The 26,053-nt window shown below is 71.9% G+C and carries 20 protein-coding genes and 1 pseudogene; 17 read left to right on the forward strand and 4 right to left on the reverse strand.

What is annotated here, in order from left to right:
• Nucleotides 1–135 precede the first annotated feature (135 nt).
• From Q4C85_RS08095 to Q4C85_RS08105, 3 genes are all read left to right on the forward strand, one after another.
• Nucleotides 136–1,095: a glutamate ABC transporter substrate-binding protein gene (locus Q4C85_RS08095; protein WP_303141159.1), complete on the forward strand. Its 960-nt coding sequence runs from the start codon at nt 136–138 to the stop codon at nt 1,093–1,095.
• A gap of 67 nt (nt 1,096–1,162) precedes the next feature.
• A complete protein-coding gene (locus Q4C85_RS08100) occupies nt 1,163–1,819 on the forward strand; it encodes an amino acid ABC transporter permease (protein WP_303141161.1) in 657 nt (218 codons plus the stop codon).
• Nucleotides 1,816–2,679, forward strand: a complete 864-nt coding sequence (locus Q4C85_RS08105) for an amino acid ABC transporter permease (RefSeq protein WP_303141162.1) — start codon at nt 1,816–1,818, stop codon at nt 2,677–2,679. The genes Q4C85_RS08100 and Q4C85_RS08105 overlap by 4 nt, the downstream gene beginning before the upstream one ends.
• Before the next feature lie 8 nt (nt 2,680–2,687).
• On the opposite strand, the gene Q4C85_RS08110 is transcribed toward Q4C85_RS08105, so the two are convergent.
• From Q4C85_RS08110 to Q4C85_RS08120, 3 genes are read right to left on the reverse strand one after another with little or no spacing between them, the layout of a single operon-like run.
• Entirely contained in the window at nt 2,688–4,367 is a 1,680-nt protein-coding gene (locus tag Q4C85_RS08110; protein ID WP_303141163.1) for an ABC transporter permease, read from the reverse strand.
• Nucleotides 4,367–5,350 carry an ABC transporter ATP-binding protein gene (locus tag Q4C85_RS08115; RefSeq protein ID WP_368501437.1) on the reverse strand — a complete coding sequence of 328 codons (984 nt, stop codon included), beginning with the start codon at nt 5,348–5,350 and terminating at the stop codon, nt 4,367–4,369. Before Q4C85_RS08115 ends, Q4C85_RS08110 begins: the two co-directional genes overlap by 1 nt.
• Nucleotides 5,347–6,198 carry a MerR family transcriptional regulator gene (locus Q4C85_RS08120; protein WP_303141164.1) on the reverse strand — a complete coding sequence of 284 codons (852 nt, stop codon included), beginning with the start codon at nt 6,196–6,198 and terminating at the stop codon, nt 5,347–5,349. Before Q4C85_RS08120 ends, Q4C85_RS08115 begins: the two co-directional genes overlap by 4 nt.
• Nucleotides 6,199–6,896: 698 nt before the next feature.
• Between Q4C85_RS08120 and pheS the strand changes: the two genes are divergently transcribed.
• The 9 genes from pheS (at nt 6,897) to Q4C85_RS08165 (ending at nt 17,712) form a co-directional block, all read left to right on the forward strand.
• Complete coding sequence (pheS, locus tag Q4C85_RS08125; protein ID WP_303141166.1) at nt 6,897–7,982, forward strand: phenylalanine--tRNA ligase subunit alpha; 1,086 nt, start codon at nt 6,897–6,899, stop codon at nt 7,980–7,982.
• 1 nt (nt 7,983) lies between these two features.
• Nucleotides 7,984–10,641: a phenylalanine--tRNA ligase subunit beta gene (gene pheT, locus Q4C85_RS08130; protein ID WP_303141167.1), complete on the forward strand. Its 2,658-nt coding sequence runs from the start codon at nt 7,984–7,986 to the stop codon at nt 10,639–10,641.
• A 91-nt stretch (nt 10,642–10,732) separates the two neighbouring features.
• Nucleotides 10,733–11,227 carry a flavodoxin domain-containing protein gene (locus Q4C85_RS08135; protein WP_303141169.1) on the forward strand — a complete coding sequence of 165 codons (495 nt, stop codon included), beginning with the start codon at nt 10,733–10,735 and terminating at the stop codon, nt 11,225–11,227.
• A 138-nt stretch (nt 11,228–11,365) separates the two neighbouring features.
• On the forward strand, nt 11,366–12,475 hold the full coding sequence (argC, locus tag Q4C85_RS08140) for an N-acetyl-gamma-glutamyl-phosphate reductase (protein WP_303141171.1): 1,110 nt from the start codon (nt 11,366–11,368) through the stop codon (nt 12,473–12,475).
• Complete coding sequence (gene argJ / locus Q4C85_RS08145; protein ID WP_303141172.1) at nt 12,472–13,653, forward strand: bifunctional glutamate N-acetyltransferase/amino-acid acetyltransferase ArgJ; 1,182 nt, start codon at nt 12,472–12,474, stop codon at nt 13,651–13,653. The genes argC and argJ overlap by 4 nt, the downstream gene beginning before the upstream one ends.
• Entirely contained in the window at nt 13,650–14,585 is a 936-nt protein-coding gene (gene argB, locus Q4C85_RS08150) for an acetylglutamate kinase (protein ID WP_303141174.1), read from the forward strand. The genes argJ and argB overlap by 4 nt, the downstream gene beginning before the upstream one ends.
• Nucleotides 14,582–15,823 carry an acetylornithine transaminase gene (locus Q4C85_RS08155; RefSeq protein WP_303141176.1) on the forward strand — a complete coding sequence of 414 codons (1,242 nt, stop codon included), beginning with the start codon at nt 14,582–14,584 and terminating at the stop codon, nt 15,821–15,823. Before argB ends, Q4C85_RS08155 begins: the two co-directional genes overlap by 4 nt.
• Nucleotides 15,820–16,380, forward strand: coding sequence for an arginine repressor (locus Q4C85_RS08160; RefSeq protein WP_303141177.1), 561 nt, complete (start codon nt 15,820–15,822; stop codon nt 16,378–16,380). The genes Q4C85_RS08155 and Q4C85_RS08160 overlap by 4 nt, the downstream gene beginning before the upstream one ends.
• Nucleotides 16,381–16,467: 87 nt before the next feature.
• Nucleotides 16,468–17,712: an argininosuccinate synthase gene (locus Q4C85_RS08165; protein WP_303141178.1), complete on the forward strand. Its 1,245-nt coding sequence runs from the start codon at nt 16,468–16,470 to the stop codon at nt 17,710–17,712.
• 48 nt (nt 17,713–17,760) lie between these two features.
• Here Q4C85_RS08165 and Q4C85_RS08170 read toward each other — a convergent pair whose 3' ends face one another.
• Nucleotides 17,761–18,648, reverse strand: a complete 888-nt coding sequence (locus Q4C85_RS08170; protein WP_303141179.1) for a formate/nitrite transporter family protein — start codon at nt 18,646–18,648, stop codon at nt 17,761–17,763.
• 556 nt (nt 18,649–19,204) lie between these two features.
• Between Q4C85_RS08170 and Q4C85_RS08175 the strand changes: the two genes are divergently transcribed.
• The 5 genes and pseudogenes from Q4C85_RS08175 (at nt 19,205) to tyrS (ending at nt 25,663) form a co-directional block, all read left to right on the forward strand.
• Nucleotides 19,205–21,655: a hypothetical protein gene (locus tag Q4C85_RS08175; RefSeq protein ID WP_303141181.1), complete on the forward strand. Its 2,451-nt coding sequence runs from the start codon at nt 19,205–19,207 to the stop codon at nt 21,653–21,655.
• A 208-nt stretch (nt 21,656–21,863) separates the two neighbouring features.
• Entirely contained in the window at nt 21,864–23,369 is a 1,506-nt protein-coding gene (gene argH / locus Q4C85_RS08180; RefSeq protein ID WP_303141182.1) for an argininosuccinate lyase, read from the forward strand.
• A gap of 80 nt (nt 23,370–23,449) precedes the next feature.
• Nucleotides 23,450–24,085 carry a DNA-3-methyladenine glycosylase gene (locus Q4C85_RS08185; RefSeq protein WP_368501438.1) on the forward strand — a complete coding sequence of 212 codons (636 nt, stop codon included), beginning with the start codon at nt 23,450–23,452 and terminating at the stop codon, nt 24,083–24,085.
• A 68-nt stretch (nt 24,086–24,153) separates the two neighbouring features.
• Nucleotides 24,154–24,303, forward strand: a pseudogene (locus Q4C85_RS08190) (SAM-dependent methyltransferase); the annotation flags it as partial.
• A 97-nt stretch (nt 24,304–24,400) separates the two neighbouring features.
• Nucleotides 24,401–25,663: a tyrosine--tRNA ligase gene (gene tyrS / locus Q4C85_RS08195; RefSeq protein WP_303141184.1), complete on the forward strand. Its 1,263-nt coding sequence runs from the start codon at nt 24,401–24,403 to the stop codon at nt 25,661–25,663.
• The last annotated feature ends 390 nt before the right edge of the window (nt 25,664–26,053 follow it).

Genomic DNA, 26,053 nt, shown 5'->3' on the forward strand with positions numbered 1-26,053 from the left:
GCGACCCGCCCACCAGCCACCTCACCTCCACCGTCCACCGACCTGCGGCGGCCCCGCGCCGACCCGCACCCAGTCGCACCGGCCCGCGCACCCCGTGCGGACCCCGGCGAGCGACGATCCGTGAAAGGAACCACCATGGCGACCCTGTCCCGCCGACTCCTCCTGACCTCCTCGGTCTCCGCCTCCGTGGCCCTCGCCCTGGCCGCCTGCGCCGACACCGGCGCCGACGGCCAGGCGGTGGCCAGCGCGTCAGAGGGCGCCGGCGGCTTCGACACCGCGGTAGCCTCCGGCCCGGTGGCGGCCGACGACGTCGTGGCGGCCTCGACCTGGGCCACAGCCATCAAGAACGCGGGCAAGCTGCGCACGGGCGGGACGAAGACCTCCCAGGTCTTCTCCATCGAGGACCCGGCCACCGGCAAGCTGACCGGCTTCGACGCGGGCCTGGCCCAGGCCCTGGCCCGCTACATCATCGGCGGGGACGACGCCGCCTCTCTGCTCGAGGTCACCCAGGTCTCCTCCGACACCCGCGAGACCTTCCTGACCAACGGCAGCGTCGACGCCGTCATCGCCACCTACACGATCACCCCGGAGCGGGCCCAGAAGATCACCTTCGCCGGCCCCTACTACTCCTCGGGGCAGATCGTCCTGGTCACTTCCGATAACAGCGAGATCACCGGGGTGGAGTCCCTGGATGGCAAGAAGGCGGCTGTCCAGTCCAACTCGACCTCCGCCGACGCCCTGGCCGAGAAGACCCCGGGGGCCCAGGCCGTGCCCTTCGACACCAACTCCGAGTGCGTGGCGGCCCTGACGGCCGGGCAGGTCGACGCCTACGTCGTCGACCAGGCGCTGGCACTGTCCGAGATCGCCGGCAACGACTCCCTCAAGATCGTTGGCGACCCCTTCACCGACGACCCCTACGGCATCGGCCTGCCCAAGGACTCCGACGCCCAGGCCTTCGTCAACACCTTCCTGGAGACCATCGAGTCCGATGGCACCTGGGACGCCATCTGGCAGGCCACGATCGGCGCGATCCTGGGCGGCTCGGCACCCGAGCCGCCCGCCATCGGCTCGGTCCCCGGTTCCGAGACCGCCTGACCCGACCGCTCGGCCCTCGCCCGGGGCCGGGCGGTCGGCCTCCGACCCGCACGTCCTCAGGAGCACCATGACGGTCCTCACCGACAACCTCGACCTGCTCGGGCAGGGCCTGGCCACGACCCTGGTCCTCGCCCTGTCCGCCTACGCCGGCGCCTTGGTTCTGGGCACCGTCATGGCGGTGTTCCGGGTCAGCCCCATCCCGCCGCTGCGGCTCGTGGGCGCTGCCTGGGTGACGGTGGCATGCAACATCCCGCTGCTGTGCCTCATGATCCTGGCGGCCTTCGCCCTGCCGGTGGCCGGGGTGCGCGTGTCCCTGTTCTGGGCCGCGGTCGGCTCCCTGACCTTCTCCGCCTCAGGATTCGTCTGCGAAACCGTCCGCTCCGGGGTCAACTCGGTGCCCAAGGGGCAGATCGAGGCCTCCCGGGCCCTGGGCATGCCGTTCTCGATGACCATCACCCGCGTCGTCCTGCCCCAGGCACTGGCCCGCACCATCCAGCCGCTGGTCAACATCTTCATCTCCTGCCTCATCGGCTCGGCTCTGGCCGCCGCCATCGGCGTGCCCGAGCTGACCAGCGTCACCCAGTCCCTCAACCGCCAGTACGCCGAGGCGGTCGTCACCTTCCTCACCTCGGGCCTGACCTACCTGGCCATCGCCTTCGCCGCCACGAAGGTCGGGGGAGCGCTCGAACGGCGCCTGTCCTCAGGACGGGAGGCCCGCGCATGACGATGGCATCGACCCGGCTCGTCACCCGCCGGGGGCGCACCACCGGCCCCACCGACTCGGCCCTGCTCTTCGATGCACCAGGGCCCCGCGCCCGGCGCCGCATCCTTGTCTGCTCGGTCCTGGTCACGGTGCTCATCGTCGCCCTGGTCGCGGCCGCGGTGGCCCAGCTGGCCCAGGCCGGCCAGCTCGACTACCCCAAGTGGCGCTACTTCGCAGGCCAGTCGGTGGTGCGCTACCTGGGCAAGGCGCTGCGCGACACGCTGACGGTCACCGCCGTCAGCGCGGCGCTGTCCTTCCCGCTGGGCATCGTCCTGGGTTGGGCGCGGCTGGCGGCCGGCCGGGTCGGCAAGGTGGTCGTGGGAGCCTGGATCGACGCCATGCGCGCGATCCCCATGCTCCTGCTCATCTACTTCTTCCTCCTCGTCGTGCCGCGCTGGGGCCTGACACTGTCCCCCTTCTGGATGCTCGCGGTGCCCATCGTCATGTGCACCTCGGCGACCACCTCCGAGGTGTTCCGCTCCGGCGTGCTCTCCCTGGACCGGGGGCAGAGCGAGGCATCCCTGGCGCTGGGCCTGAGCCGCGGGCAGACGATGCGCCTCGTCCTGGCCCCGCAGGCGCTGCGGGTCATGCTGCCCACCCTCATCACCCAGCTCATCGTCATCCTCAAGAACTCCTCCCTGGGCTACGTCGTGGCCTACGCCGAGCTCATGTATGCCGCGCGCCTGCTGGTCTCCAGCGCCCGCGCCACGGTGTACCTGGACGTCTACCTGCCCGCCTACATGATCGTGGCGCTGCTCTACATCGCCCTCAACTGGTCCCTGGGCGCGGCCGCACGCCGCATCGAGGCGCGCACCCGCTGACGGCCCCGTCAGGCCCCCAGGTCCCGGCGCCGGTAGGCGACCAGGCCCGTCAGGAGCCCGAGGGCGCCGACCCCCGTCTGTACCGCCAGCGGCCCCCAGTCCATCGGCCCGACGACGTCGAGACCGTGACCGAGCACGCTCAGGTCGGCGGCCCACGTGGGCAGCTTGACCAGGCCCCCGAGGAACTGGGCGAAAGCGCTCCACGCCACGACCCCCCACACGAGGGCGACCCATCGCGGGGCGAGCCCCACCAGGGCCAGGGCGATGCCGACCGCGGCCATGAGCCCCGGCAGCTGGCTGACGGTCATGACGAAGGCGCGTCCGACCGCGTGGTCCGCCGTCACCTGGGTGGAGGTCGACCACGCCATGACGGCGCCCGACAGGACCAGCAGCGCCGCCCCCTGCCCGAGGGCCGCACCGGCCTGGGCCACGAACAGGCGTGTGCGGCCGACCCCGGTCGCCGCCTCGGCCTCGACGAAGCCGTCGGACTCGGCGGCGGCCAGGGCTGTGGCGCGCTGCACCGCCGCCACGACCACGACAAGCACGGTGAGGATGGTCAGCAGGGACATGAACTGCCTGACCGGGCTGCCCGAGGCCATCTTGACGACGTAGGCGGCGGTCGCCGACCCGGGCTCGAGCAGGTCGGTGATCGCCCCCGACATCGCCCCGAACAGGGCGGAGACGGCGGTGACCGCCACGGCCCAGCCCGCCGCCGACCCGGCCATGAGCCGCGCGAGGAGCCCGGCGTGCCCGCCGACACGCCACCGCCGCGGGCTGGCGGAGCGGTCCGGCAGGTAGCCGCTCTGGTACTCCCGGCGCGCGTAGGCCACGGCGGCCAGACCGTTGAGCAGGAGGCCGGCAACCGCGCACGCAACCAACGGCCCGACTCGGTTGGAGGTGTAGGGCTCGACGATGTCGCGCCAGGCCAGGGGGGAGAGCCATCGCAGCCGGGCCGCACCCGTCTCGTCGGCGAGGACCCGCACGGCGAAGGAGGCGCCCAGGGCGGACAGGGCCAGACCGCGCGCGCCGGGGCCCGAGCGCGCGAGCTGGCACACCAGCGCCGCCAGACCGGTCATGGCCCATCCCGTCACGGCCACCGTTCCCGCCAGCGCCCAGGCTCCTGCGACCGTCAGCTCGGGGAAGGAGGTGTGCAGCGCCGCCAGGGTCGCCCCGATGCCCGTCGCGAGCAGCGCCACCGCGGCCCCCACGACGATGAGCGGGGCCAGGAGGGGCACGGCGCGCCCGACGCCGGCGCCGCGCAGCACCTCAGAGCGCCCTGAGTCCTCATCGGCGCGCAGCAGGCGGCAGGTGAGCAGGACCGACATGAGCCCGGTGCACACCAGGAGGTAGGTGCCGATCTCCCACTGGGTGAGCTGCCCCAGCGTCCCCGGCAGGGGCAGGACGCCGTAGAGCAGGCGGGTGCCGGCCGAGGCGCGCATCGCCTCGATGAGGGTCTCGCGTGAGGCCAAGGAGGGGTAGGCCGCCTCATAGCTCGAGGCCGCGGCCGCCAGCCCCCACAGGGGGACCAGCCAGGCGGCGACACCCAGCCACACGCGCCGGACGGTCAGGCGCACGGCGGGCAGGAGGCCCGCCAGGTCGGGGCTCCACGCCATCGGCGTCACCCGCCGCCCGGGCCGCGGGGCCGCAGCCGCGGCCAAGGTCGGTGCAGTCGAGACGTCGGTGCTCATCACGCCGCCTCGTAGTGCCGCAGGAACAAGTCCTCCAGGCTGGCCGGCTCACAGGTCACCTCGGTCAGGCGGTGCGTGGCCAGCACCCCCAGGACCTCGGGCACCCGCGCGGCGGGCACCTGGACCTCAAGACGCTCCACACCTCCCGCCACGGCGATGCCCAGCTGCTCCAGGTCCTGGCGGGCGCCGGCCACCACCGAGGCCCCACCCGCCGCCTCGACGCGGGTCTCGGACAGCGCGCGCAGGGTGCTCAGGTCCCCGTCCTCGACCACCCGGCCCGCCTTGACGATCGTCACCGCCGAGCACAGGCGCTGCACCTCGGCCAGGATGTGGCTGGACAGCAGGACCGTGCGCCCCTCGGAGGCGGCGCGGGACACCTCCTCGGTGAAGACCCGCTCCATGAGGGGGTCCAGGCCCGATGTGGGCTCATCGAGCACGAGCAGGCGCGTCGGCGCGGCCAGGGCCGCCACGAGGGCGACCTTCTGCCGATTGCCCTTGGAATAGGTGCGCACCCGCTTGGAGGGGTCGAGCTCGAAGCGCTCGATGAGTTCGCGCTCCCGGTCCCGGTCGCGTCGGCCGCGCAGCCCGGCCAGGGCGTCGAGGACCTGGCCGCCGGTGAGGTTGGGCCACAGGGCGACGTCGCCGGCCACATAGGACACCTCCCGGTTGATCCGGCTGGACTGCCTGCCCGGTGGTCGGCCGAGCACGCGCACCTGACCGTCATCGGGCCTCAACAACCCGAGCAGCACCCGGATCGTGGTGGACTTGCCGGCCCCGTTGGGGCCGAGGAAGCCGTGGACCGAGCCCGGCCGGACCTCGAGGTCCAACCGGTCCAGCGCCTTGAGGCCCCCGAACCGCTTGACCAGTCCGCGCACCCGGATCGGTGAGTCGGTGCCCGTGCCGGCCCGCGGGGCAGCGGGTGGTGAGGTTGAGGCTGAGGTCGGGGCTGAGGTCGGGGACGTCGGTGTGGTCGGTGGACTCACAGAACGGGGTCCTCTCCCGCCGAGCGGCGGATCGTGGTGGCGAGGTCGGGGTCGGTCATGAGCAGCTCGAGGAAGCGCGTGGCGAAGGCCCGTTGGGCTGGATGGGGGTAGCCCGCCACGGTGAGCACATGGGTCAGGCGCCACAAGGCGCGGCCCGCCGCCCCGTCGGGCAGGTCGTCCAGGGCCCGGATGGCGGCCTGCTTGTGGCGCATCGTCAGCGCCATGGTGTTCTCGGCGAGCTCGTGCGCCCGCGCGATGCCGGTTGCCTCGTCGAGCTGGGTGAGCCGGGCGAAGGCGGTGATCTGCTGGGCGCACACCTCGCGCTCGGCGGCGTCGAACTCCTCGATGAAGGCGCTGGCGCTGTCGGGGATCATTCCCAGGGAGGCCAGGACGAGATTCATCTGTTTCTCGGTGCGCAGGCTGCGCAGGTCTCCTCCCATGTCGCGCACACGGATCTCGACGTCGTCGTAGAAACGGGTCAGTGCCGCCGGTGCGGGGGACAGGGGCCGCCCGGACTCGACCCGGGCGATCAGCTCGTCGATCCGCGCGGCCTGCTCCTCCAGGCTGCGCCGCTGGGCCTCGATCGTCCCGCGGGCGGCACGCAGGTCCCGTAGGACGGCCTCACGGTCGGATCCCTGGGCATCGGAGGTGAGCATGTCGGCGACCTGGGACAGTGACAAGCCGCCGTCGGCCAGCCAGCGGATGCGCAGCAGCCGGGCCAGGTGCTCCACCCCGTAGTGGCGCCTGCCATGGACGGTGGGAGGCACCTCGAGCAGCCCGAGGCGGTGGTAGTGGCGCACCGCCCGGGGGGTCGTGCCGGCCAGATCGGCGATCTCCTTGACTCGCATGGCCTCATCCCAGCAGGTGACGCAACGTCACGGTCAAGCGGCCGCGCTCAGATCGTGTGGGCGGCCCGAGTGGAGTCCCGCATAGTGGTGTAGCGCGGTGGCCTCGTGGTCGTCCCGGATGTGGGCGCGGCGCGTGTCGTGTCGGTGCTCGTCGAACCGCGAGATCGGGACATATGGCACCTCGAGATCGGTACATATGACACGCGGGGGTGCTGGCCCGGCGGTCAGGTCTCTGAGTGGAGTCCTGCAGAGCGGTGTATGAGCACCCGGTGAGCGTGGGATGGCGGCCTGGACGGCGCTGACGGGCGGGATGGCGGCGATGCGGGCGGGCATGTCACGCGGGACCCAGCGCTGGTCCTTGGCGGTGGCTCGGGGCTGGGGGGGTGAGTCGGGGGCGCGGTGGGTGGGTACGGGGCTTTGCGGTGATTCCGGGGGTGTCCGCCCCGGAATCACCGCAGATCCCCGCTTTGACCGACCCGACCCCGGACTCACGTCGCCAGCCCGAGGACGGCCCTGCTCCCGACTGTGCCATATCTATCGATATCTCCCGATCTCGAGGTGTCATATCTCCCGATCTCGAGGTCGAGGGCAACGGCTGAGCGCCTGCACCGCCCGCCCCGCGCCCCGGCGCGATTTCTGGGCGGCGCATCCGCGGACTACCCTGGACGCGACGTGTTGCACCACTGGAAGGTTCGCAGATGACTGACGCAGCCGGCGCGCTGTCGCCGCTGGACGAAGCGGGTATCAACGCCGTGGTCGCCGAGGGGCTCGAGGCCATCGCCGCGGCGGGCGACCTGGCGGCCCTCAAGGAGGCCCGCCTGGCCTTCACCGGCGACTCCTCCGTCCTGGCGCTGACCAACCGGGGCATCGGCGCCCTGGACCGGGCCGACAAGCCCGCCGCCGGCAGGCTGCTCGGCGGGGCCCGCGCGCGCCTGGCCGCGGCCCTGACCGCACGCCAGGAGCTCCTCGAGGCCGAGGCCGAGACGCGCATGCTCGACACCGAGGCCGTCGACGTCACGATGCCCACCGACCGCGACCCGGCCGGGGCGCGCCACCCCCTGGACCTGCTCGTTGAGGAGATCTCCGACTTCTTCGTGGCCATGGGCTGGTCGATCGCCGAGGGTCCCGAGCTCGAGCACGAGTGGTACGACTTCGACGCCCTCAACTTCGACTCCGACCACCCCGCCCGCCAGATGCAGGACACCTTCTACGTCGAGGGCGCCAGCGTCGGCGCCGCCCCGGGCGAGCAGGCCAACCTCGTGCTGCGCACCCACACCTCCCCGGTCCAGGCCCGAGCCATGCTCGCCGCCGAGCCGCCCCTGTACATCGCCTGCCCCGGGAAGGTCTTTCGCTCCGACGAGCTCGATGCCACCCACACCCCCGTCTTCCACCAGGTCGAGGGCCTGGCCGTCGACAAGGGTCTGACCATGGCCCACCTCAAGGGCACCCTCGACCACTTCGCCCGAGCCATGTTCGGGCCCGAGGCCCGCACCCGCCTGCGCCCCTCCTTCTTCCCCTTCACCGAGCCCAGCGCCGAGATGGACCTGTGGTTCCCCCAGAAGAAGGGCGGACCGGGGTGGATCGAGTGGGGCGGATGCGGCATGGTCAACCCCAACGTGCTCATCGCCTGCGGTATCGACCCCGAGGTCCACACCGGCTTCGCCTTCGGCATGGGGCTGGAGCGAACCCTCATGCTGCGCCACGGCATCGCCGACATGCACGACATCGTCGAGGGCGACCTGCGCTTCTCCCAGCAGTTCGGCACGACCGGAAAGGGCAACTGACATGCCGTACGTCCCCATCGAGTGGCTCCGCGAGCACGTCGACCTCCCCACGGGCACCACCGCCGAGCAGCTCGCCGCCGACCTTGTGCGCGTGGGCCTGGAGGAGGAGGGCATCGTTCCTCCGGCCGTCACCGGCCCGCTCGTCGTCGGCAGGGTCCTGACCCTGGAGGCCAAGGAGCAGTCCAACGGCAAGCTCATCAACTACTGCCGCGTCGACGTCGGGCCCGAGCACAACGACCCCCCGGGCACGGGCAAGGAGCCCTCGGAGCTGCCCAGCCGCGGCATCGTGTGCGGTGCCCACAACTTCGCCGTCGGCGACCTCGTCGTCGTCACCCTGCCCGGGGCGGTGCTGCCCGGCGGCTTCGCCATCTCCGCCCGCAAGACCTACGGGCACGTCTCGGACGGCATGATCTGCTCGGCCCGGGAGCTGGGCATCGGCGAGGACCACGACGGCATCATCGTGCTCGACCAGTGGCTGGCCGAGCAGGGGCGCGAGGTGGCGGCCGAGCTCGTTCCGGGCGCCGACGCCGTCGCCCTGCTTGGCCTGGGAGACGAGGTCCTGGAGATCAACATCACCCCGGACCGCGGCTACTGCTTCTCCATGCGGGGGGTGGCCCGCGAGTACTCCCACGCCACGGGTGCCGCCTTCACTGACCCCGCTGACGCCTCCAACGCCGCGCTCTACCCCCACGGGGTGGCGCCGGCCGGACCCGAGGGCTATGACGTGCGCTTCGCCGAGGACCCCAGCCCGGTCCGCGGGCGCCCGGGGATCGACCGGTACGTCGCCCGCGTCGTGCGCGGCATCGACCCGGCGGCCCCGAGCCCGCGCTGGATGCGTGAGCGGCTCTCGGCGGCCGGCATGCGTCCCATCTCGCTGGTCGTCGACGTGACCAACTACGTCATGCTCGACCTGGGACAGCCGCTGCACGCCTTCGACCTGGCCAAGCTGACAGCACCCGTCGTCGTGCGCCGCGCCCGGGCGGGGGAGACCCTCACCTTCCTCGATGAGGTCACTCGCACCCTGGACCCCGAGGACCTCGTCATCTCCGACTCCCCGGACTCCGAGGGCGCGCGCGCCCTCGTCCTGGCGGGGGTCTTCGGGGGGGCCGAGGCCGAGATCGACGCGGCGACCACCGACGTGCTCATCGAGGCCGCGCACTTCGACGCCGTGTCCGTAGCCCGCTCTGCCCGCCGCCACCGCCTGCCCACCGAGTCGGCCAAGCGCAACGAGCGGGGCGTCGACACCGCGCTCGCCCCGGTGGCCGCCCAGCGCGCCGTCGACCTCCTCGTGGCCTATGGCGGCGGGACCGCCGACCCGCAGGCCACCGACGTCGACCGCACCCGCGACCCCGAGCCGATGGTCGTGCGCGCCGACGCCGCAGAGCGCCTGACCGGCGTGCCCTACGGCACCGCCCGGGTCGTCGAGCTGCTCAGGATGATCGGCTGCACCGTCGAGCCCGCCGGCACCGACGAGACGGGCGTTGAGCTGCTGCGCGTGACGGCCCCGACCTGGCGGCCCGACCTCGTCGGCGCGGCCCACCTGGCCGAGGAGGTCGCCCGCCTCGACGGCTACGACCACATCCCCTCGATCGTGCCCGCCGCCCCGCCCGGCACCGGCCTGACCGCCCGGCAGGCGGCCAGGCGTGAGGTCGCCCAGGCCCTGGCGGCGGCCGGGCTCACCCAGGTGCTGTCCTACCCGTTCATCGGCGACGTCCACGACCGCCTGGGAATCGACGCCCAGGACCCGCGCCGCCAGGTGGTCCGCCTGGCCAACCCCCTGGCCGAGGACGCCCCGGGCCTGCGCACCTCCGTCCTCGACACCCTTGTCGACACCGCCCGACGCAACATCTCCCGGGGCATGACCGAGGTCGCCCTGTTCGAGATCGGCACCGTCACCCACCCCGAGCAAACCGTCCCGGCGCCGATCCCCGGTGTGGCCCACCGGCCCTCCCCGGAGGAGCTCGCGGCCATCGAGCAGGGCATCCCCGCCCAGCCCACCCATGTCGCGGCGGTCCTGACCGGTGACCGGCTTCGGCCCGGGGTGCTGGGAGCCGGCCGCCCCTGGGACTGGGCGGACGCGGTCCAGCTCGTGCGCACCATCGCCTCCGCCCTGGGGGTGGACCTCGAAGTGGGGGCCCCCGGCGCCCCTGTCGCCCCGTGGCACCCCGGGCGCACCGCCGAGCTGCGTCTGCCCTCCACCCGCAGGGGGCGGGAGACGATCCCCGGGGCCCTCGTCGCGCACGCCGGCGAGCTCCACCCCCGGGTGCTGCGCTCACTGGGCCTGCCCGAACGCGCCTGCGCCGTCGAGATCGACCTCGAGCCGCTGCTCGAGGCCGTCGAGGCCGCCGGGGTGCTCCAGGTCAGTGCGGTGTCGACCTTCCCGGTCGCCAAGGAGGACCTCGCCCTCGTCGTCGACGAGGAGGTCACTGCCGCCCGGGTCGAGGCCGTCATCATCCAGGCGGCCGGAGACCTGGCCGAGGAGGTGCGGTTGTTCGACGTCTTCCGCGGCCCCCAGCTGGGCGTGGGCAAGAAGTCCCTGGCCTTCTCCCTGCGGCTGCGCGCCGGCGACCGTACCCTGACCGCCGAGGAGACCGCGGCAGTGCGCAAGCGGGTCGTCAAGCGCGCCGCCAGGGCCGTGGGGGCGCAGCTGCGGTCCTGAGGCCGCCCTTCGGCTGTGGGGGTGGTCACGATGGGCTCATCCGGGTCCCCAGTCCCACACGCCACAGGCCTTCGCCGTGAATACTGGAACCATGAAGATCCTGCTCGCCGTGTCTTCGCGCCACGGCACCACGGAGGAGATCGGGCACGTCATCGCCGAGCGCCTGCGCCAGGCGGGGCACGACGTCGATCAGGCCCGCCCCGAGGACGTGGCCGACGTCGCCCCGTACGGGGCCTTCATCCTGGGCAGCGCCGTCTACATGACGCACTGGACCAACGAGGCCGTCGCCTTCACCGAACGCTTCCGCGACGCCCTGCGAGCCCACCCGGTGTGGGCCTTCTCCGTGGGGCTGGCCGGCCTGCCCAAGGGCAAGGTCTCCGACCCGCACCGGATCGGCCCGGTGCTGCTGTCCATCGACCCGGAGGACCACGTCACCTTCCCGGGAACATTTGACCCGAGCAGGCTGTCCCTGCGCGAGCGCTCGATCGCCACCCTCGGTGGTGCCACGGAGGGCGACTTCCGTGACTTCGACGCGGTGCGCGAGTGGGCGGACGCCATCGCGGGGACCCTGTCCTCGGGTATATGACACGCGGCCGGCCCCGGGGGCACTCGTCTCCGGTGCCATGTCCATGATGCCGCGTGGACGGGATGGTGTGAGCCAGGCTACGTGCCCGCCGCACCATCCCGTTATGGATTTCTATGCACCCCAGCGTATGGTTTGCGCATGACTTGGACCATCGCGGTCGCCGGAGCGACGGGGTACGCCGGGGGAGAGGTGCTGCGGATCCTCCTGTCCCATCCCGATGTCGAGATCGGCGCGCTGACCGCCAACTCCTCGGCCGGCACCCTGCTGGGCGCCCACCACCCCCATCTGCCCCTGCTCGCTGACCGCGTCGTCGAGCCCACCGACGTCGAGCACCTGCGCGGGCACGACGCCGTCGTCCTGGCCCTGCCGCACGGCGCCTCCGGCGCCGTGGCGGCCGCGCTGGAGGAGGCGGGCGCAGGCGGCGGGTCCGGCCCGGTGCTCGTGGACTGCGGGGCAGACCACCGCCTGACCAGCCCCCGGGCGTGGGCGGAGTTCTACGGGGGCGAGCACGCTGGTGCGTGGACCTACGGCATGCCCGAGCTCCTGCACGCCGGGGAGGACCGGGCGGCGGCCCAGCGCCGCGACCTGGCCGCCACCGACCGCATCGCCGTGCCGGGATGCAACGTGACCGCCGTGACCCTGGCCGCCCAGCCGGGCGTGGGCGCCGGGCTCATCGACCCCGCCCGCCTGACCGCCGTCCTCGCCGTCGGCTACTCCGGAGCGGGCAAGGCGCTCAAGCTCCATCTGAGTGCCGCCGAGGCCCTGGGCTCGGCCCAGCCCTACGCGGTCGGGGGCACCCACCGCCACATCCCGGAGATCATCCAGAACCTCGAGGCGGCCGGTGCCCCGCAGGGCGGGGTCGGCCTGTCCTTCACTCCGGTCCTGGTCCCCATGAGCCGCGGCATCCTGGCCACGGTGACCGCACCGGTGACCAGGGCAGTCCTCGAGGCCGACAATCCCACGGAGACACTGCGGGCCCCGTGGGTGCGCGCCTACGGTCCACCAGGTGCCGGTGAGTCGGCCGTCCATCTCCTGCCCGAGGGCACCTGGCCGGTCTCCGGTGCGGTGGCCGGTTCCGGCCTGGCGACCGTCCAGGTCGCCCTCGACCGGGGCGCGGGCGTGGCCACCATGGTGTGCGCCGTCGACAACCTCGGCAAAGGGACGGCCAGCGCCGCCGTCCAGTCGCTCAACCTCGCCCTGGGCCTTCCCGAGACGACAGGCCTGACCCTCCAAGGAGTCGCACCATGAGCGTGACAGCAGCACGAGGATTCCGGGCCGCAGGCGTGCGCGCCGGGCTCAAGGCCTCCGGCAAGCCCGACCTCGCCCTCGTCGTCAACGACGGGCCCCTCGACGTCGCCGCGGGCGTGTTCACCACCAACCGGGTTGTGGCCGCCCCGGTGGTCTGGTCGCGGGAGGTCATCGAGGGCAGGGGCGGCACGGCCGGCGCGGCCCGGGCGGTCGTCCTCAACTCGGGCTCGGCCAATGCCTGCACCGGTCCGCAGGGCGCCGCCGACGCCCGCACGACCGCTGAAGAGGTCGGACGGCTCCTGGGCGCCGCCGCCCACGAGGTGCTCGTGTGCTCCACCGGCGTCATCGGCACGCCCCTGGACATGCCCAGGCTCCTGGCCGGCGCCCAGGCCGCGGCTCAGGCGCTCGACCCCGGCGCGGCAGCCGGGCACGATGCCGCCTCCGCCATCATGACCACCGACACGGTGTCCAAGGAGGACCTCGTGGTCCGGCAGGGCTGGACCGTGGGCGGCATGATCAAGGGCGTGGGCATGCTCGCCCCCGGCCTGGCCACGATGCTCGCGGTGGTCACCACCGACGCCCAGGTCGATGCCGCCGACGCCCAGCGCGCGCTCGAGGCGGCCACCGCCCGCACCGTCAACCGCATCAACTCCGACGGCTGCATGTCGACCAACGACACCGTCGTGCTCCTGGCCTCGGGCGCATCCGGCCTCAACCCGGGGGCCCTTGAGCTGGAGGAGGCGCTCACCGAGCTCCTGGGTCTGCTGGGCCGCCGTCTGGTCGCCGACGCCGAGGGCGCCACCCACGACATCGCCGTCACCGTGTCCGGGGCGGTCAGCGAGGCGGCTGCCGAGGCCGCGGCGCGCGCGGTGTCGGCCTCGAACCTCCTCAAGTGCGCCGTGGCGGGCAACGACCCCAACTGGGGGCGGGTCCTGTCCCAGCTTGGGACCGTGCCTGAGGAGGTGTGCCCCTTCGACCCCGACCAGGTCGACGTCACCATCAACGGCGTGACGATCTTCCGCCACGGCGCGCTGGGGGAGGACCGCTCCCTGGTCGACATGACCCCCCGCGAGACCCGCATCGACATCGCCCTGTCGGCCGGCGACGCCGAGGCCACCGTGTGGACCAACGACCTCACCCACGGTTACGTCACGATCAACGCGGAGTACACGACATGACCACGAAGTTCCCCGCCTACCTCACCGCTACCCAGAAGGCGTCGGTGCTGCTGGAGGCCGTGCCCTGGCTGCGCACCTACAAGGGCACGACCGTCGTCATCAAGTACGGCGGCAACGCCATGGTCGATGAGCACCTCAAGCGCGCCTTCGCCGCCGACATCCTCTTCCTCCACCAGGTCGGGCTCAAGCCCGTCGTCGTGCACGGCGGCGGTCCCCAGATCTCGGCGATGCTCACCCGCCTGGGCATCGACTCCGAGTTCCGCGGCGGCCTGCGGGTGACCACCCCCGAGGTCATGGACGTCGTGCGCATGGTCCTGACCGGCTCTGTCCAGCGCGAGCTGGTCAGCCTGCTCAACAAGGACGGCTCGGCGGCCGTGGGGATCTCCGGGGAGGACGGTGGGCTGTTGTCGGCCCGGCAGCGTCATGCCACCATCGACGGCGAGAGCGTCGACGTCGGCCTCGTGGGCGACGTCGTCGAGGTGGATCCTCGCTCGGTCACCGAGCTGCTGGCCATGGGCCGCATCCCGGTCATCTCCTCGGTCGCGCCCTTGGTCACCGACTCGACCACCGTGCTCAACATCAACGCCGACACCGCCGCGGCGGCCCTGGCCGTGGCGCTCAAGGCCCAGAAGCTCATCATGCTCACCGACGTCGAGGGACTCTATGCCGACTGGCCCGACAAGTCCTCGATCATCGGCTGTATCGGTGCCGATGAGCTCGAGACCATCCTGCCTTCCCTCGCCTCGGGCATGATCCCCAAGATGGAGGCCTGCCTGCGTGCGGTGCGCGGAGGAGTGCGCCAGGCCCACATCGTCGACGGCCGCCAGCCGCACTCCATGCTCCTGGAGATCGTCACCGACTCCGGGGTCGGCACGGAGATCCAGCTCGAGCACGCCAAGGTCATCCGGCACGCAGGGGAGGTCCCGCGGTGAGCACCTCGACGACCAGCGTCACCGAGCAGTGGCGTCGGCGCTACGCCGACGCCGTCATGAACACCTTCGGCACCCCCGAGCGCGTCCTCGTGCGCGGACAGGGCGCCCGGGTGTGGGACGCCGACGGCGTCGAGTACCTCGACCTGCTGGCGGGTATCGCCGTCAACTGCCTCGGGCACGCCCACCCCGCCCTCATCGAGGCGGTCGGTGAGCAGATGTCCACCCTCGGCCACGTCTCCAACCTGTTCACCACCCCCGCCCAGGTCGGTCTGGCCGAGGAGCTGGCGGCGCTGACCTTCCCGGCCACCCCGGCACAGGAGGTCAAGGTCTTCCTGGCCAACTCCGGCACCGAGGCCAACGAGGCCGCCCTCAAGATGACCAGGCTCCACGGCAGCCCGGCACGCCCGCGCGTGCTGGCCCTCGAGCAGTCCTTCCACGGGCGGACCATGGGCGCCCTGGCGCTTACCCACAAGGCCTCCTACCGCGAGCCCTTCGAACCGCTGCCCGGCGGGGTGGAGTTCATCGCCGCCGGAGACATCCCCGCGCTGCGCCAAGCGATGGGACCCGACGTCGCCGCCCTCGTCCTCGAGCCGATCCAGGGCGAGGCCGGGGTGCGCGAGCTGGGCCCGGGATACCTCGAGGCGGCACGCGAGCTGACCGCCCAGGCCGGTGCGCTGCTCGTCGTCGACGAGGTCCAGACCGGCATGGGCCGCACCGGTGCGTGGATGGCTCACCACGCCCTGGCCCCCGGGATCGTCCCCGACGTCGTCACCCTGGCCAAAGGGCTGGGCGGGGGGATCCCTGTGGGAGCGGTGGTGGCCACCGGCCCGGCCGCCGAGCTGCTGGGACCCGGTCAGCACGGCACGACCTTCGGGGGCAATCCCGTGGCCTGTGCGGCGGCCCTGGCGGTCATCCGGACCATCGGCTCCCAGGGCCTGCTGCCACGGGCCACGTCCCTGGGTGAGCGCTGGGCATCCGAGCTGGGCCGTCTGCCCGGCGTCACCGAGGTGCGCGGCCGCGGGCTGCTGCGTGGCGTGGGACTGGACGAGCGGGTCGGCCCCGCCGCCGAGGTCGCCGCCGAGCTGGCCAGACGGGGCTTCATCGTCAACGCCCCCCGGCCCGACACCCTGCGCCTGGCCCCTCCGCTCATCCTGTCCGACGCCGAGGCCGACTCCTTCACCGAGGTCCTGGGGGAGGTCCTGGGCGAGCGGGCTGACCAGGGGGGCGGACGGCCATGATCGAGGACCTTGTGGCCGAGCCGGTGACAACGGCGCCCGCCACCAAGGCGGCGCGCCACGCCCTCATCGCCCAGATCCTGTCCAAGGAGCGCATCCGCTCCCAGGCCGAGCTGCGCGACGCCCTGGCGGCCCGCGGGGTGAGCACGACCCAGGCCACCCTTTCCCGCGACCTTGTCGAGCTGCGGGCGACCAAGATCCGCTCCTCCGGAGGGACCCAGGTCTACGCGATCCCGGAGGCCGGGGCTCCCGGCCAGGTCCAGATGCACACTGGCCCCGGCGGCGACGCCACACTGGCCGAGCACACCACGGCACGCCTGGCACGCTGGTGCGCCGATCTGCTCGTCACGGCCGAATGGGCCGGCAACCAGCTCGTCCTGCGCACCCCCGCCGGAGCCGCCCAGCTCCTGGCCAGCGCGGTGGACGACTCCATGCTCCCAGGCGTGCTCGGATGCGTCGGGGGAGACGACACCCTCCTGGTCGTCACCCGCGACGAAGGGGTCGCGGCCCGGCTCGCCAGCCACCTGCTGGCACTGGCCGACCCCGCGACGCGCGCCTGAGAGACCCCGCCCGAGGCCCTGCCGAGGGCGGGTCCACACCCCTATCCCACAACGGTGCGTCCCTGCACCAGTCGGAGGAGAACACAGATGAGCACGCACAACGACCCTGTCGTCCTGGCATACTCCGGAGGCCTTGACACCTCCGTGGCCATCGGGTGGATCAGGGAGCGAACGGGCAGAGATGTCGTGGCGGTGGCCGTCGACGTCGGTCAGGGAGGCGAGGACCTTGAGGTCATCCGACGCCGAGCCCTGGACTGTGGCGCCCTGCGTGCCCACGTGGTCGACGCCCGTGAGGAGTTCGCCGCCGACTACTGCATGCCGGCGCTCAAGACCAACGCCCTGTACGAGGGTGCCTACCCGCTCGTGTCGGCCCTGTCCCGCCCACTGATCGCCAAGCACCTCGTGGCCACCGCGCGTGAGATGGGAGCCTCCACCGTCGCGCACGGGTGCACGGGCAAGGGCAACGACCAGGTGCGCTTCGAGGTCTCCATCACCTCGATCGCCCCCGAGCTCGAGTGCCTGTCGCCGGTGCGCGACCTCGCCCTGACACGCGACCTCGCCATCGACTACGCCGTCGAGCACCGCCTGCCGATCGAGACCACCCGGCACAACCCCTTCTCCATCGACCAGAACGTCTGGGGCAGGGCGGTCGAGACCGGTTTTCTCGAGGACCTGTGGAACGCCCCGACCAAGGACGTCTACGTCTACACCGACGACCCCGCCTACCCGCCCCTGCCCGACGAGCTCGTCATCACCTTCGACACCGGGGTGCCGGTGGCGATCGACTCGGTGCCGGTCACGCCCCTGGAGGCGGTCCAGGAGCTCAACCGCCGGGCGGGCGCCCAGGGCGTGGGGCGCATCGACGTCGTCGAGGACCGCCTTGTGGGGATCAAGTCACGCGAGGTCTACGAGGCCCCGGGCGCGATCGCCCTCATCGAGGCCCACCGCGCCCTCGAGGCTCTGACCCTGGACCGGCTGCAGCGCCGGTTCAAGCGCCATGTCGAGCAGACCTGGGCCGAGCTGGTCTACGAGGCGCAGTGGTTCTCGCCGCTCAAGAGCTCCCTGGACGCCTTTGTCGAGGACACCCAGCGCTATGTCAGTGGCGATGTGCGTATGGTCCTTCACGGCGGGAGGGCCACGGCCACCGGCCGGCGCTCGCCTGTGGGGCTCTACGACTTCAACCTGGCCACCTATGACACGGGGGACACCTTCGACCAGTCCTCCTCACGCGGGTTCATCGACATCTACGGCCTGCAGTCCAGGCTCGTGGCCGCCCGCGCGGCTCGCACCGGGCAGACCGAGGCCGCCCAGGGCACCACGGCGCGCACCTGAGATGCCGGGCGCGCCGCCGCCCCTGCCGGTCGGGTTCTGTCCGGCAGGTCAGGGGCGGTCGGCGGGCCCCGAGGCCTGTGCCGCCCCCTTCATCTCCTTGCGCCGCAGGAAGCGGGTGTCGTCGTTGGCGTAGGCGTAGTAGGCGCCGATGAGCAGCCCGCCGCCGACGAAGTTGCCCAGCAGGGCGACCCCGACATTGGCCAGCGCCAGTGGGACGTCGATCCCGTGGGTCAGGCCGACCACGGAGAACAGGACCGTGTTGGCCACCGAGTGCTCCAGTCCGAGGAAGGCGAAGACGAACACGGCGACGATCATCGAGAAGATCTTCGACCAGTCCTCGTGGATGTAGCCGTTGTAGATGAGCAGCATCGCCAGGTTGATCATGAAGTTGCACAGGATTGCCCGGACGAACAGGTCCCCGACGCCGGAGGCCGAGGACAGGTAACCGAGCTTGACCTCCACCGAGTGGACGGCCATCTCGCCGGTGGGGCCCTGGACCAGTGAGGAGAAGCGGTAGAGGATCGCGAAGACCAGGCCGCCCAGGAAGTTGCCGAAGAGGCACAGCCCCAGGACCCGCAGACCCCTCCACCAGGAGCTGCGGCGGTAGTAGGCCCCGACGACCACCACCATCATGTTGGAGGTCAGCAGCTCGGAGCGCGTGTAGTAGATGAAGACCAGGGCGGGACCGAAGCACAGGGCGCCCAGCACCCGTCCCAGTCCGGCCATGGACGTCTCGCCGACGGTCAGGCCGTCGAAGATCCCGATGATCGCGTAGTTGACGATGTAGAAGACGGCGACGATCATGCCCGCCATCGCGGCACGCATGAGGTACCGGTGGGCGATCGAGCCGGTCATCTGGGTCTTGGTCTCCAGTGCCTCGAGCACCGTCGAGATGAACTGCTTGCCGGGGAAGAGCGCGTTCTGCGAGTCGGCCATGGTCACCATCGTCCCATGTCATGACGGACGCCACGCCCGAAACATGAGGGGCACCTGCCCGACCGGCCCGGAGCCCCGGCCTCCACGCGAGCTCGTTCCATGGATCGGACACGCCCGGAGCCGCGCCGCTATAAACTGCGCTCGCTACTCCCTTCCCTGATCCATGCAGGAGACCGGCATGAATAACAGTTCCGACGAACACATCCCCACTCCGCCCGAGGCGCCCGGCGCCGAGGACGACGGTTCTACGGAGGAGGTCTCCTGGCCTCCGGGGGCGCAGGCCCTCCAGGAGGGTGGCGCCTCCGGGTCCCCATCAGCCTCTGAGTCATCCTCTGAGTCTGTCGCTGAACAAGTCTCGGAATCAGTCGCTGAGCCCGCCGGCGCGCCGGCGCCCTCCTCACAGGAGGTGGTCACCGATGCCGTTGCGGCTCCGGGAGCGCCCGGCGTCCAAGGGGTGCCCGGTGTGCCGGTGGCTGCCGGTGCACCGATGGTGCCGGCAGCCCCACCGGCTCCCGGCGTGGGCGGCCCCCCACCACGGTCGGTCGAGGCCGTCGAGATGGGCCTGCTCGCCTCACCGGCGGGCCTGCTCACCGTGGGGCTCATCGTCCTGGCCGCCCTCGGTCCGATCCTCATCTCGGGGATCCTCCTGTGTGTCGGCCTGGAGACGGGGGAGGTGTCCTTGGGGGGAACCTCGATGCTGACCACCTTCCTGGTGGCCTCCGGCGCCGTCGCCGGAGGCGGGTTCACGATGGAGCACGAGTACTTCAAGGCGTTCATCTCGCTGTTGTGCCTGGGACCGCTGGTGGCCGTCGGCGTGCTCACCGCCTGGACGACGCGTCGCCGCAGCCCGGTAGACTCCCGTGCCGCCTCCATGGGCCCGCTGCTGCTGCGCTCCTTGGTCGAGGGCCTTGTCGCCGCGGCCGTCACCGCCCTGCTCACCGGACTGGCGACCATCACCAGCGGGGGTGGTTTCTCGGACCCGCTGGGTCTGACCGACTACGGCGAGCTGACCATCTCGCCGTCGGCACCCCGGATCTTCCTGGCAATCCTCCTGGTCTCCGCGCTCGGCTCGGCCACCGGGCGCCTGTCCCGCCTGCCGGCATCCGGCATGCCCCCATGGTGGTCGCGCTCCCGGCAGGTCCGCATCGAGGTGGTGCAGTCGGCCCTGGTCCTGGCGGCCGTCTTCACCGCGGCGGTGCTCATCTTGACCATCATCGCTGCCGTGGACGACCCGAGCATCCTGCTCGCCATCCCGCTCGTCGCGCCCAACCTTGTCGTCGGGCTTCTCACGTTGGGCGCACTGGGCGGGGTGAGTGCCTCGTCCACTGAGCTGGGCTCGCCCTCGGAGACCCACTACGCCTGGACCGATTCGGCCTGGGGCTGGTTGCTCGTCGTACTGGCCGTGCTTGCCTTCGTCGTCGTGGCCCTGCGCGTCGGCGTGCACCGCCAGCGCCTGGCGGCTCCTCGGTGGAGCAGGTGCTGGCAGCTGCCCGCGGCCTGGACCGTCATCTGGATCCCCCTCGTTCTTGCCGCCCTGTCCGGCGGCGGATCGGTCTCGAGCTCCTTCCTGCGAATGGAGTTCTCGATCAGCCCTTCGGTGCTGGCGCTGGTCACCGTGCCCATCGCGGTCGCCATCGTCTCGGTCCTGGCAGAGCTCCTGCCCGCCCCCGCCTACGGTCTGTTCCCCCGGCTGCTCCAGGTGCTCGCCGGACGCCGGGCGCTCGAGTCCTGGGTGGCCGGCACGCCACAGGCAGTCCCGATCCCGGGCGCCCCACTGGGTGCGTCGGCGCCCGCCATGCCGCAGGGCGCACCGGCCCCCGCCATGCCGCAGGGCGCACCGGCCCTCGTCGCGGCGCAGGCGGCGGCCCCTCCGCCCCCGCCGACAGAGCCCTTGGCGACCAGCGCCTTCCCCATTGTGGGACAGTCCCCGTCACCGGCCCAGCCGGTCGGAGCGGCACCGGCTGCCGGTGCACCGTCACTGGCGCCGCCCCCTCCCATGTCGCCCTCGGCCCGTCAGCGCCTCCGGCTGGGACTGTTCGCCGCGGCGGTGCTAGCCCTGGCCGTCATCGCCGGCGTCGTGGCCGTCGCCGTCCTCAACTCCTCCCGCACGCCCGAGGCGGCGGCTCGTGAGTACGTCGAGCTCATCGCTGCCGGGGAGGCCGACGCCGCTACGGCCCTGGTGGACCCCGGCGTCCCCAACGCCCAGCGCGGCCTGCTCACCGACGCCGCGATGTCCGGGCGGACCTCGACGATGACCGTCCAGGAGGTCGAGGTGTCCTCTGACAGCCCCGATGACTCCTCCACGGTGATCGTCGATGTCGACTACCAGATCGACGGCGAGAAACGTCAGGCGCAGGTCGAGGTCAAGAAGAGGGACAACTCGATGATCGTCCTCCACGAGTGGGAGGTCTCCAGCTCGCTGGCCGTGCCATGCGAGATCACCGCCGAGATGGTCGACTCGGTCATGGTCGGACGGGCCTCCATCGCGATGGAGGATCCGTCCCAGGATGGGGACACGGACACCTACGAGCGCACCGTCACTGTCTACGCCTACCCCGGTATCTACACCGTCACGGCCTCGAAGGACCTGTCGACCTATGTGACGATGGATGACGGAGTGATCGACGCAGGCGACGATCAGGACTGGGACACGGCCGCCGTGTCCATGACCGTCGAGCCCAGCGATGAGCTGGAGACCAAGGTCCTCGAGGCCGTCAAGAGCGCCGTCGAGACTTGCGCCTCGGTGCCGGGCAACACCGGGTCGGAGTGCCCCTGGCAGGTGCAGTCGACCAACCTGCAGTCTCTCCGGGTCTCGGCGTCCCCCACGGAGATCACGGAGCTGTCGGTCGGCTCCTTCACCTCCGGGTCGGCCACGATCGCCATCAAGCCCAAGGCCACCCAGTGGAACCCCGATCCTCCCGAGACGGAGATCGAGTTCACCATGCAGGGCAATATCGAGTTCGACGACGCCGGCGAGCCCGAGATCACGGTGACCGACTCCTGGTGAGCGCACGGACCCGCCCTCCGCAGGCACCGGATCGGCCGGGTTGCCCCGCCACTGGTGTCTGCGGAGGGCGGGGCAACCCGGCTGCGGTGGCGGGGAGAGTCCCGCCACCGGCCTCGGGTGAGGAATGATGGCCCCCATGAGCTCGACGAGCACCGCTTCCGGTCACGGACCCGACCTCCCCCCCGGCCCCTCCGCTCAGCGTCCCGCCATGAGCCTGTGGGGAGGACGCTTCGCCGGCGGCCCCGCCCAGGCGCTGGCGGCTCTGAGCGTCTCGACCCACGTCGACTGGCGCCTGGCACGCTACGACGTCGCCGGCTCTCGTGCCCACGCCCGTGCCCTGGGCGCCGTGGGCCTGCTCGATCCCGCCCAGCTCGCCGCGATGCTCGCCGCCCTCGACCGTCTCGAGGCGGACGTCGTCTCGGGCGCCTTCGCGCCGGCACCCAGTGACGAGGACGTCCACACCGCCCTCGAGCGCGGCCTCATCGAGCGTGCGGGCGAGGACCTGGGTGGTCGACTGCGCGCCGGCCGCTCGCGCAACGACCAAATCGCCACCCTTATCCGGATGTACCTGCGCGACGCGGCGCGCCACACCGCCGGTCTCGTCCTCGACGTCGTCGACGCCCTCGTGTCCCAGGCCTGCGGCGCCGGCGAGGCGATCATGCCCGGGCGCACCCATCTCCAGCACGCCCAGCCCGTCCTCGTGGCCCACCACCTCTTGGCGCACGCCTGGCCGCTCATGCGCGACGTTGAGAGGATGCTCGACTGGGACGCTCGGGCCGCCGTCTCCCCCTACGGCTCGGGGGCGCTTGCCGGCAGCACGCTGGGCCTGGACCCCGACGCCGTCGCCGCCGAGCTCGGCTTCGAGTCGGCGGTCGACAACTCGATCGACGGCACCGCGGCGCGCGACGTCGTGGCCGAGATGAGCTTCATCCTGGCGATGACCGCGGTCGACATCTCGCGCCTGAGCGAGGAGGTCATCATCTGGGCCACCAAGGAGTTCGGTTTCATCACCCTTGACGACGCCTACTCCACGGGGTCCTCGATCATGCCCCAGAAGAAGAACCCCGACGTCGCCGAGCTGGCCCGTGGCAAGGCCGGCCGCCTCATCGGCGACCTGGCCGGGCTCCTGGCCACTCTCAAGGCCCTGCCCCTGGCCTACGACCGGGACCTCCAGGAGGACAAGGAGCCGGTCTTCGACGCCCTCGACACCCTGGACCTCTTGCTGCCCGCGGTGGCCGGGATGATCGACACGATGACCCTGCACACCGAGCGCATGGCCGAGCTCGCCCCCCAAGGCTTCTCCCTGGCCACCGATCTCGCCGAGTGGCTGGTCAAGGAGGGAGTGCCCTTCCGCACCGCCCACGAGATCGCCGGTGCCTGCGTGCGCTCCTGCGAGGAGCGCGGCATCGAGCTGTGGGAGCTGACCGACGCCGAGATGACGGCCATCGACCCGCGCCTGACCCCCGGGGTGCGCGAGGTGCTCAGCGCCGCCGGATCGGTGGCGGCGCGCGACGGGCGCGGCGGCACGGCGCCGGTGCGGGTGGTCGAGCAACTGGCACGCGCCGGTGAGCGCGCCGCCGAGCTGCGCGGCTTCGCCGAGGAGGGCTCGGTGCTGGAGGAGGGCGCTGCCGCCGGCGCCGCTGATGACGCTGACGCCGCCGCGGACCCGCCCCCGGCGGGGAGCGACGGGGCCTGCGGGGCGGACCGGGCCTGATGGCGCCCGCGGGTCCGGCCGAACCGGTGGGGGCCGTGGCTCCGACCGGCTCGTGCACGGGGCCGGAGGAGATCGAGCGCGTGCTCACTCTGCTGTCAGGCGACAGCCTGACGGCCGCCCCGGGCCTGCTCGGGGCGAGACTGTCGGTGACGGGCCCCGAGGGGAGGGTCGGCGTGCGCCTGACCGAGGTCGAGGCCTACCGCGGTCGGACCGACCCGGGATCCCACGCCTTCGGCGGGCGCACGGCCCGCAACGCCACCATGTTCGAGGCCGCCGGAGCGGTCTACGTCTACTTCACCTACGGCATGCACCACTGTGTCAACCTCGTCACCGGGCCAGCCGGGCAGGCAGCGGCGGTCCTGCTGCGCGGCGGCCAGATCGTTGAGGGCATCGACCTGGCCCGGCGGCGGCGCCCCGCCGCGTCGGTCGACCGGGACCTGGCCCGTGGCCCGGCACGCCTGTGCGCAGCGCTTGGGCTGACCCGTGCCGACGACGGCCTCCGCCTCGGCCCGGACGACAGCCGCCTCAGCCTGTCCCTCCCGGAGACACCTGTGGCCGAGGACCGCCTCCGGTTTGGAGCGCGCACCGGCGTCTCCGGACCGGGCGGTGACGGCCGGACCTACCCCTGGCGCTTCTGGATCGACGGCGAGCCCACAGTCTCGCCCTACCGGGCCGCCGCCCCCAGACGCCGAACGAGGTCCTCCGCGTCGCAGTAGGTTGCGACCATGGCCGAGGAGTACTGGAACCACAACGTCGCCTTCCACAACGCGCTGGTCGCCGACGCCACGAAACGCCCGATATCGGCCTCCCGGTTGCCGAGCCCCGCGAGTCGCTGACCGAGATCCGGCGGGCGGCGACACGAGTGCTCCCGGGTGCCCGGGTCAGGCGCCGCTTCTACTACCGATACACCCTCGTGTGGGACCGTCCCGAGTAGCCGCCGTCGGACATGGCACACTTGCCGCGCCGGGACTCCCCGTCCCGGACCGGTGCCCGCGAGGCGCTGTGACACCGCACGAAAGGCGAGCAGGAACGTGACCGACATCCTGGACGAGTTGCAGTGGCGGGGCCTTGTGGCCCAGCACACCGACATCGACGCGCTGCGCGCGGTGCTCACCGAGGGCACGGTCACTTACTACTGCGGCTTCGACCCCACCGCGCCGAGCCTCCACCACGGCCACCTCGTCGCGGTCAAGGTGATGCGCCACCTCCAGCTCGCCGGGCACCGGCCGCTGGCCCTGGTCGGCGGGGCCACCGGTCTCATCGGGGACCCGCGGGCCAAGGGTGAGCGCGCCCTTAACACCAAGGATGTCGTCGCCCAGTGGTCGGCGGGGCTCCAGGCCCAGCTGGAGAACCTCCTGGACTTCAGCGGCGAGAACGGCGCGCGGATCGTCAACAACCTGGACTGGACCGCCGACCTCAGCGCCGTCGACCTCCTGCGGGACCTGGGCAAGCACTTCCGCATGGGCACGATGCTCTCCAAGGACATCATCGCCAGGCGCCTGGCCAGCGAGGAGGGCATCTCCTTCACGGAGTTCAGCTACCAGATCCTCCAGGCCAACGACTACCTCGAGCTCTTCCGCCGCTACGGGTGCATCCTCGAGGTCGGCGGCAACGACCAGTGGGGCAACCTCGTCGGTGGCATGGACCTCATCCGCAAGGTCGAGGGAGCCACCGTCCACGTCATGACCAACCCCCTTATTACCAAGGCGGATGGCACGAAGTTCGGCAAGACCGAGGGCGGGGCCGTGTGGCTCGACCCGCAGATGCTCAGCCCCTACGCCTTCTACCAGTTCTGGCTCCAGACGGACGACGTCGACGTCGTGCGGTTCCTCAAGGTCTTCACCTTCCTGGAGCGTGAAGAGATCGAGCGTCTTGAGGCGGCCACCGCCGCCAACCCCCGTGCGCGCGAGGCACAGCGGATTCTGGCCCACGAGGTGACGACCTGGGTCCACGGGCCCGCGGCGACTGCTCAGGCCGAGGCTGCGACGGCCGCCCTGTGGGGCACCGGTGACCTCAGGGCCCTCGACGCCTCGACACTGGCGGCGGCCACCGAGGCGCTGCCGGCAACCGACCTGACCGTCGGCGGGTCGACCATCGTCGACCTCCTCGTCGGCACGGGCCTGGAGAAGGGGCGCAACGCCGCCCGCAAGACGGTCGCCTCGGGCGGGGCCTACCTCAACAACGTCAAGGTCACTGACGAGGACGCCCCCGTCGCCCAGGCTGATCTGCTGGCCGGGGGAGTGGTGCTCATCCGCCGCGGACGGCGCAACCTGGCCGTGGCCAGGACCGTGTGAACCGGACGAGCCCGACGGGCACCACTGCCCGGGACCGACGCCGTCCCGGTGCGCGGACAAGATCGTGTGCCGCGTGGCGCGGCCCGCGGCGTGTGGTTACAGTCACCGCCCTGGCGTTTGACCCGGGGTTGACCGCTGCGTAATGTACTCCGCGGCCCGGCGGCCGGTGATCTGCCAAGGATGACCGTCACCGGCGGGAACCGGCAACTGAACAGCGAGTCGATCGGGAGACCGGGATCACTGATCCAGGGTTTGACCGGAAGACATCGACTCGCTAAAGTTGATCGGGCGCTTCCGGAGCGAGGCGGCAGGCGAAAGTGGCCGTTGAATTCCGGTGGGTGTGTTGTTTGAGAACTCGATAGTGTGTCATGTTTTTTATGCCATGTTGGG

The organism is Actinomyces sp., assembly GCF_030524025.1.
Lineage (GTDB): Bacteria > Actinomycetota > Actinomycetes > Actinomycetales > Actinomycetaceae > Actinomyces.

What these genes read in the sequence shown, in the direction of transcription:
- Q4C85_RS08095 (WP_303141159.1), top strand. Translation starts at nt 136, where the DNA reads ATGGCGACCCTGTCCCGCCGACTCCTCCTGACCTCCTCGGTCTCCGCC.
- Q4C85_RS08100 (WP_303141161.1), top strand. Translation starts at nt 1,163, where the DNA reads ATGACGGTCCTCACCGACAACCTCGACCTGCTCGGGCAGGGCCTGGCC.
- Q4C85_RS08105 (WP_303141162.1), top strand. Translation starts at nt 1,816, where the DNA reads ATGACGATGGCATCGACCCGGCTCGTCACCCGCCGGGGGCGCACCACC.
- Q4C85_RS08110 (WP_303141163.1), bottom strand. Translation starts at nt 4,367, where the DNA reads ATGAGCACCGACGTCTCGACTGCACCGACCTTGGCCGCGGCTGCGGCC.
- Q4C85_RS08120 (WP_303141164.1), bottom strand. Translation starts at nt 6,198, where the DNA reads ATGCGAGTCAAGGAGATCGCCGATCTGGCCGGCACGACCCCCCGGGCG.
- pheS (WP_303141166.1), top strand. Translation starts at nt 6,897, where the DNA reads ATGACTGACGCAGCCGGCGCGCTGTCGCCGCTGGACGAAGCGGGTATC.
- pheT (WP_303141167.1), top strand. Translation starts at nt 7,984, where the DNA reads ATGCCGTACGTCCCCATCGAGTGGCTCCGCGAGCACGTCGACCTCCCC.
- Q4C85_RS08135 (WP_303141169.1), top strand. Translation starts at nt 10,733, where the DNA reads ATGAAGATCCTGCTCGCCGTGTCTTCGCGCCACGGCACCACGGAGGAG.
- argC (WP_303141171.1), top strand. Translation starts at nt 11,366, where the DNA reads ATGACTTGGACCATCGCGGTCGCCGGAGCGACGGGGTACGCCGGGGGA.
- argJ (WP_303141172.1), top strand. Translation starts at nt 12,472, where the DNA reads ATGAGCGTGACAGCAGCACGAGGATTCCGGGCCGCAGGCGTGCGCGCC.
- argB (WP_303141174.1), top strand. Translation starts at nt 13,650, where the DNA reads ATGACCACGAAGTTCCCCGCCTACCTCACCGCTACCCAGAAGGCGTCG.
- Q4C85_RS08160 (WP_303141177.1), top strand. Translation starts at nt 15,820, where the DNA reads ATGATCGAGGACCTTGTGGCCGAGCCGGTGACAACGGCGCCCGCCACC.
- Q4C85_RS08165 (WP_303141178.1), top strand. Translation starts at nt 16,468, where the DNA reads ATGAGCACGCACAACGACCCTGTCGTCCTGGCATACTCCGGAGGCCTT.
- Q4C85_RS08170 (WP_303141179.1), bottom strand. Translation starts at nt 18,648, where the DNA reads ATGGCCGACTCGCAGAACGCGCTCTTCCCCGGCAAGCAGTTCATCTCG.
- Q4C85_RS08175 (WP_303141181.1), top strand. Translation starts at nt 19,205, where the DNA reads ATGGGCCTGCTCGCCTCACCGGCGGGCCTGCTCACCGTGGGGCTCATC.
- argH (WP_303141182.1), top strand. Translation starts at nt 21,864, where the DNA reads ATGAGCCTGTGGGGAGGACGCTTCGCCGGCGGCCCCGCCCAGGCGCTG.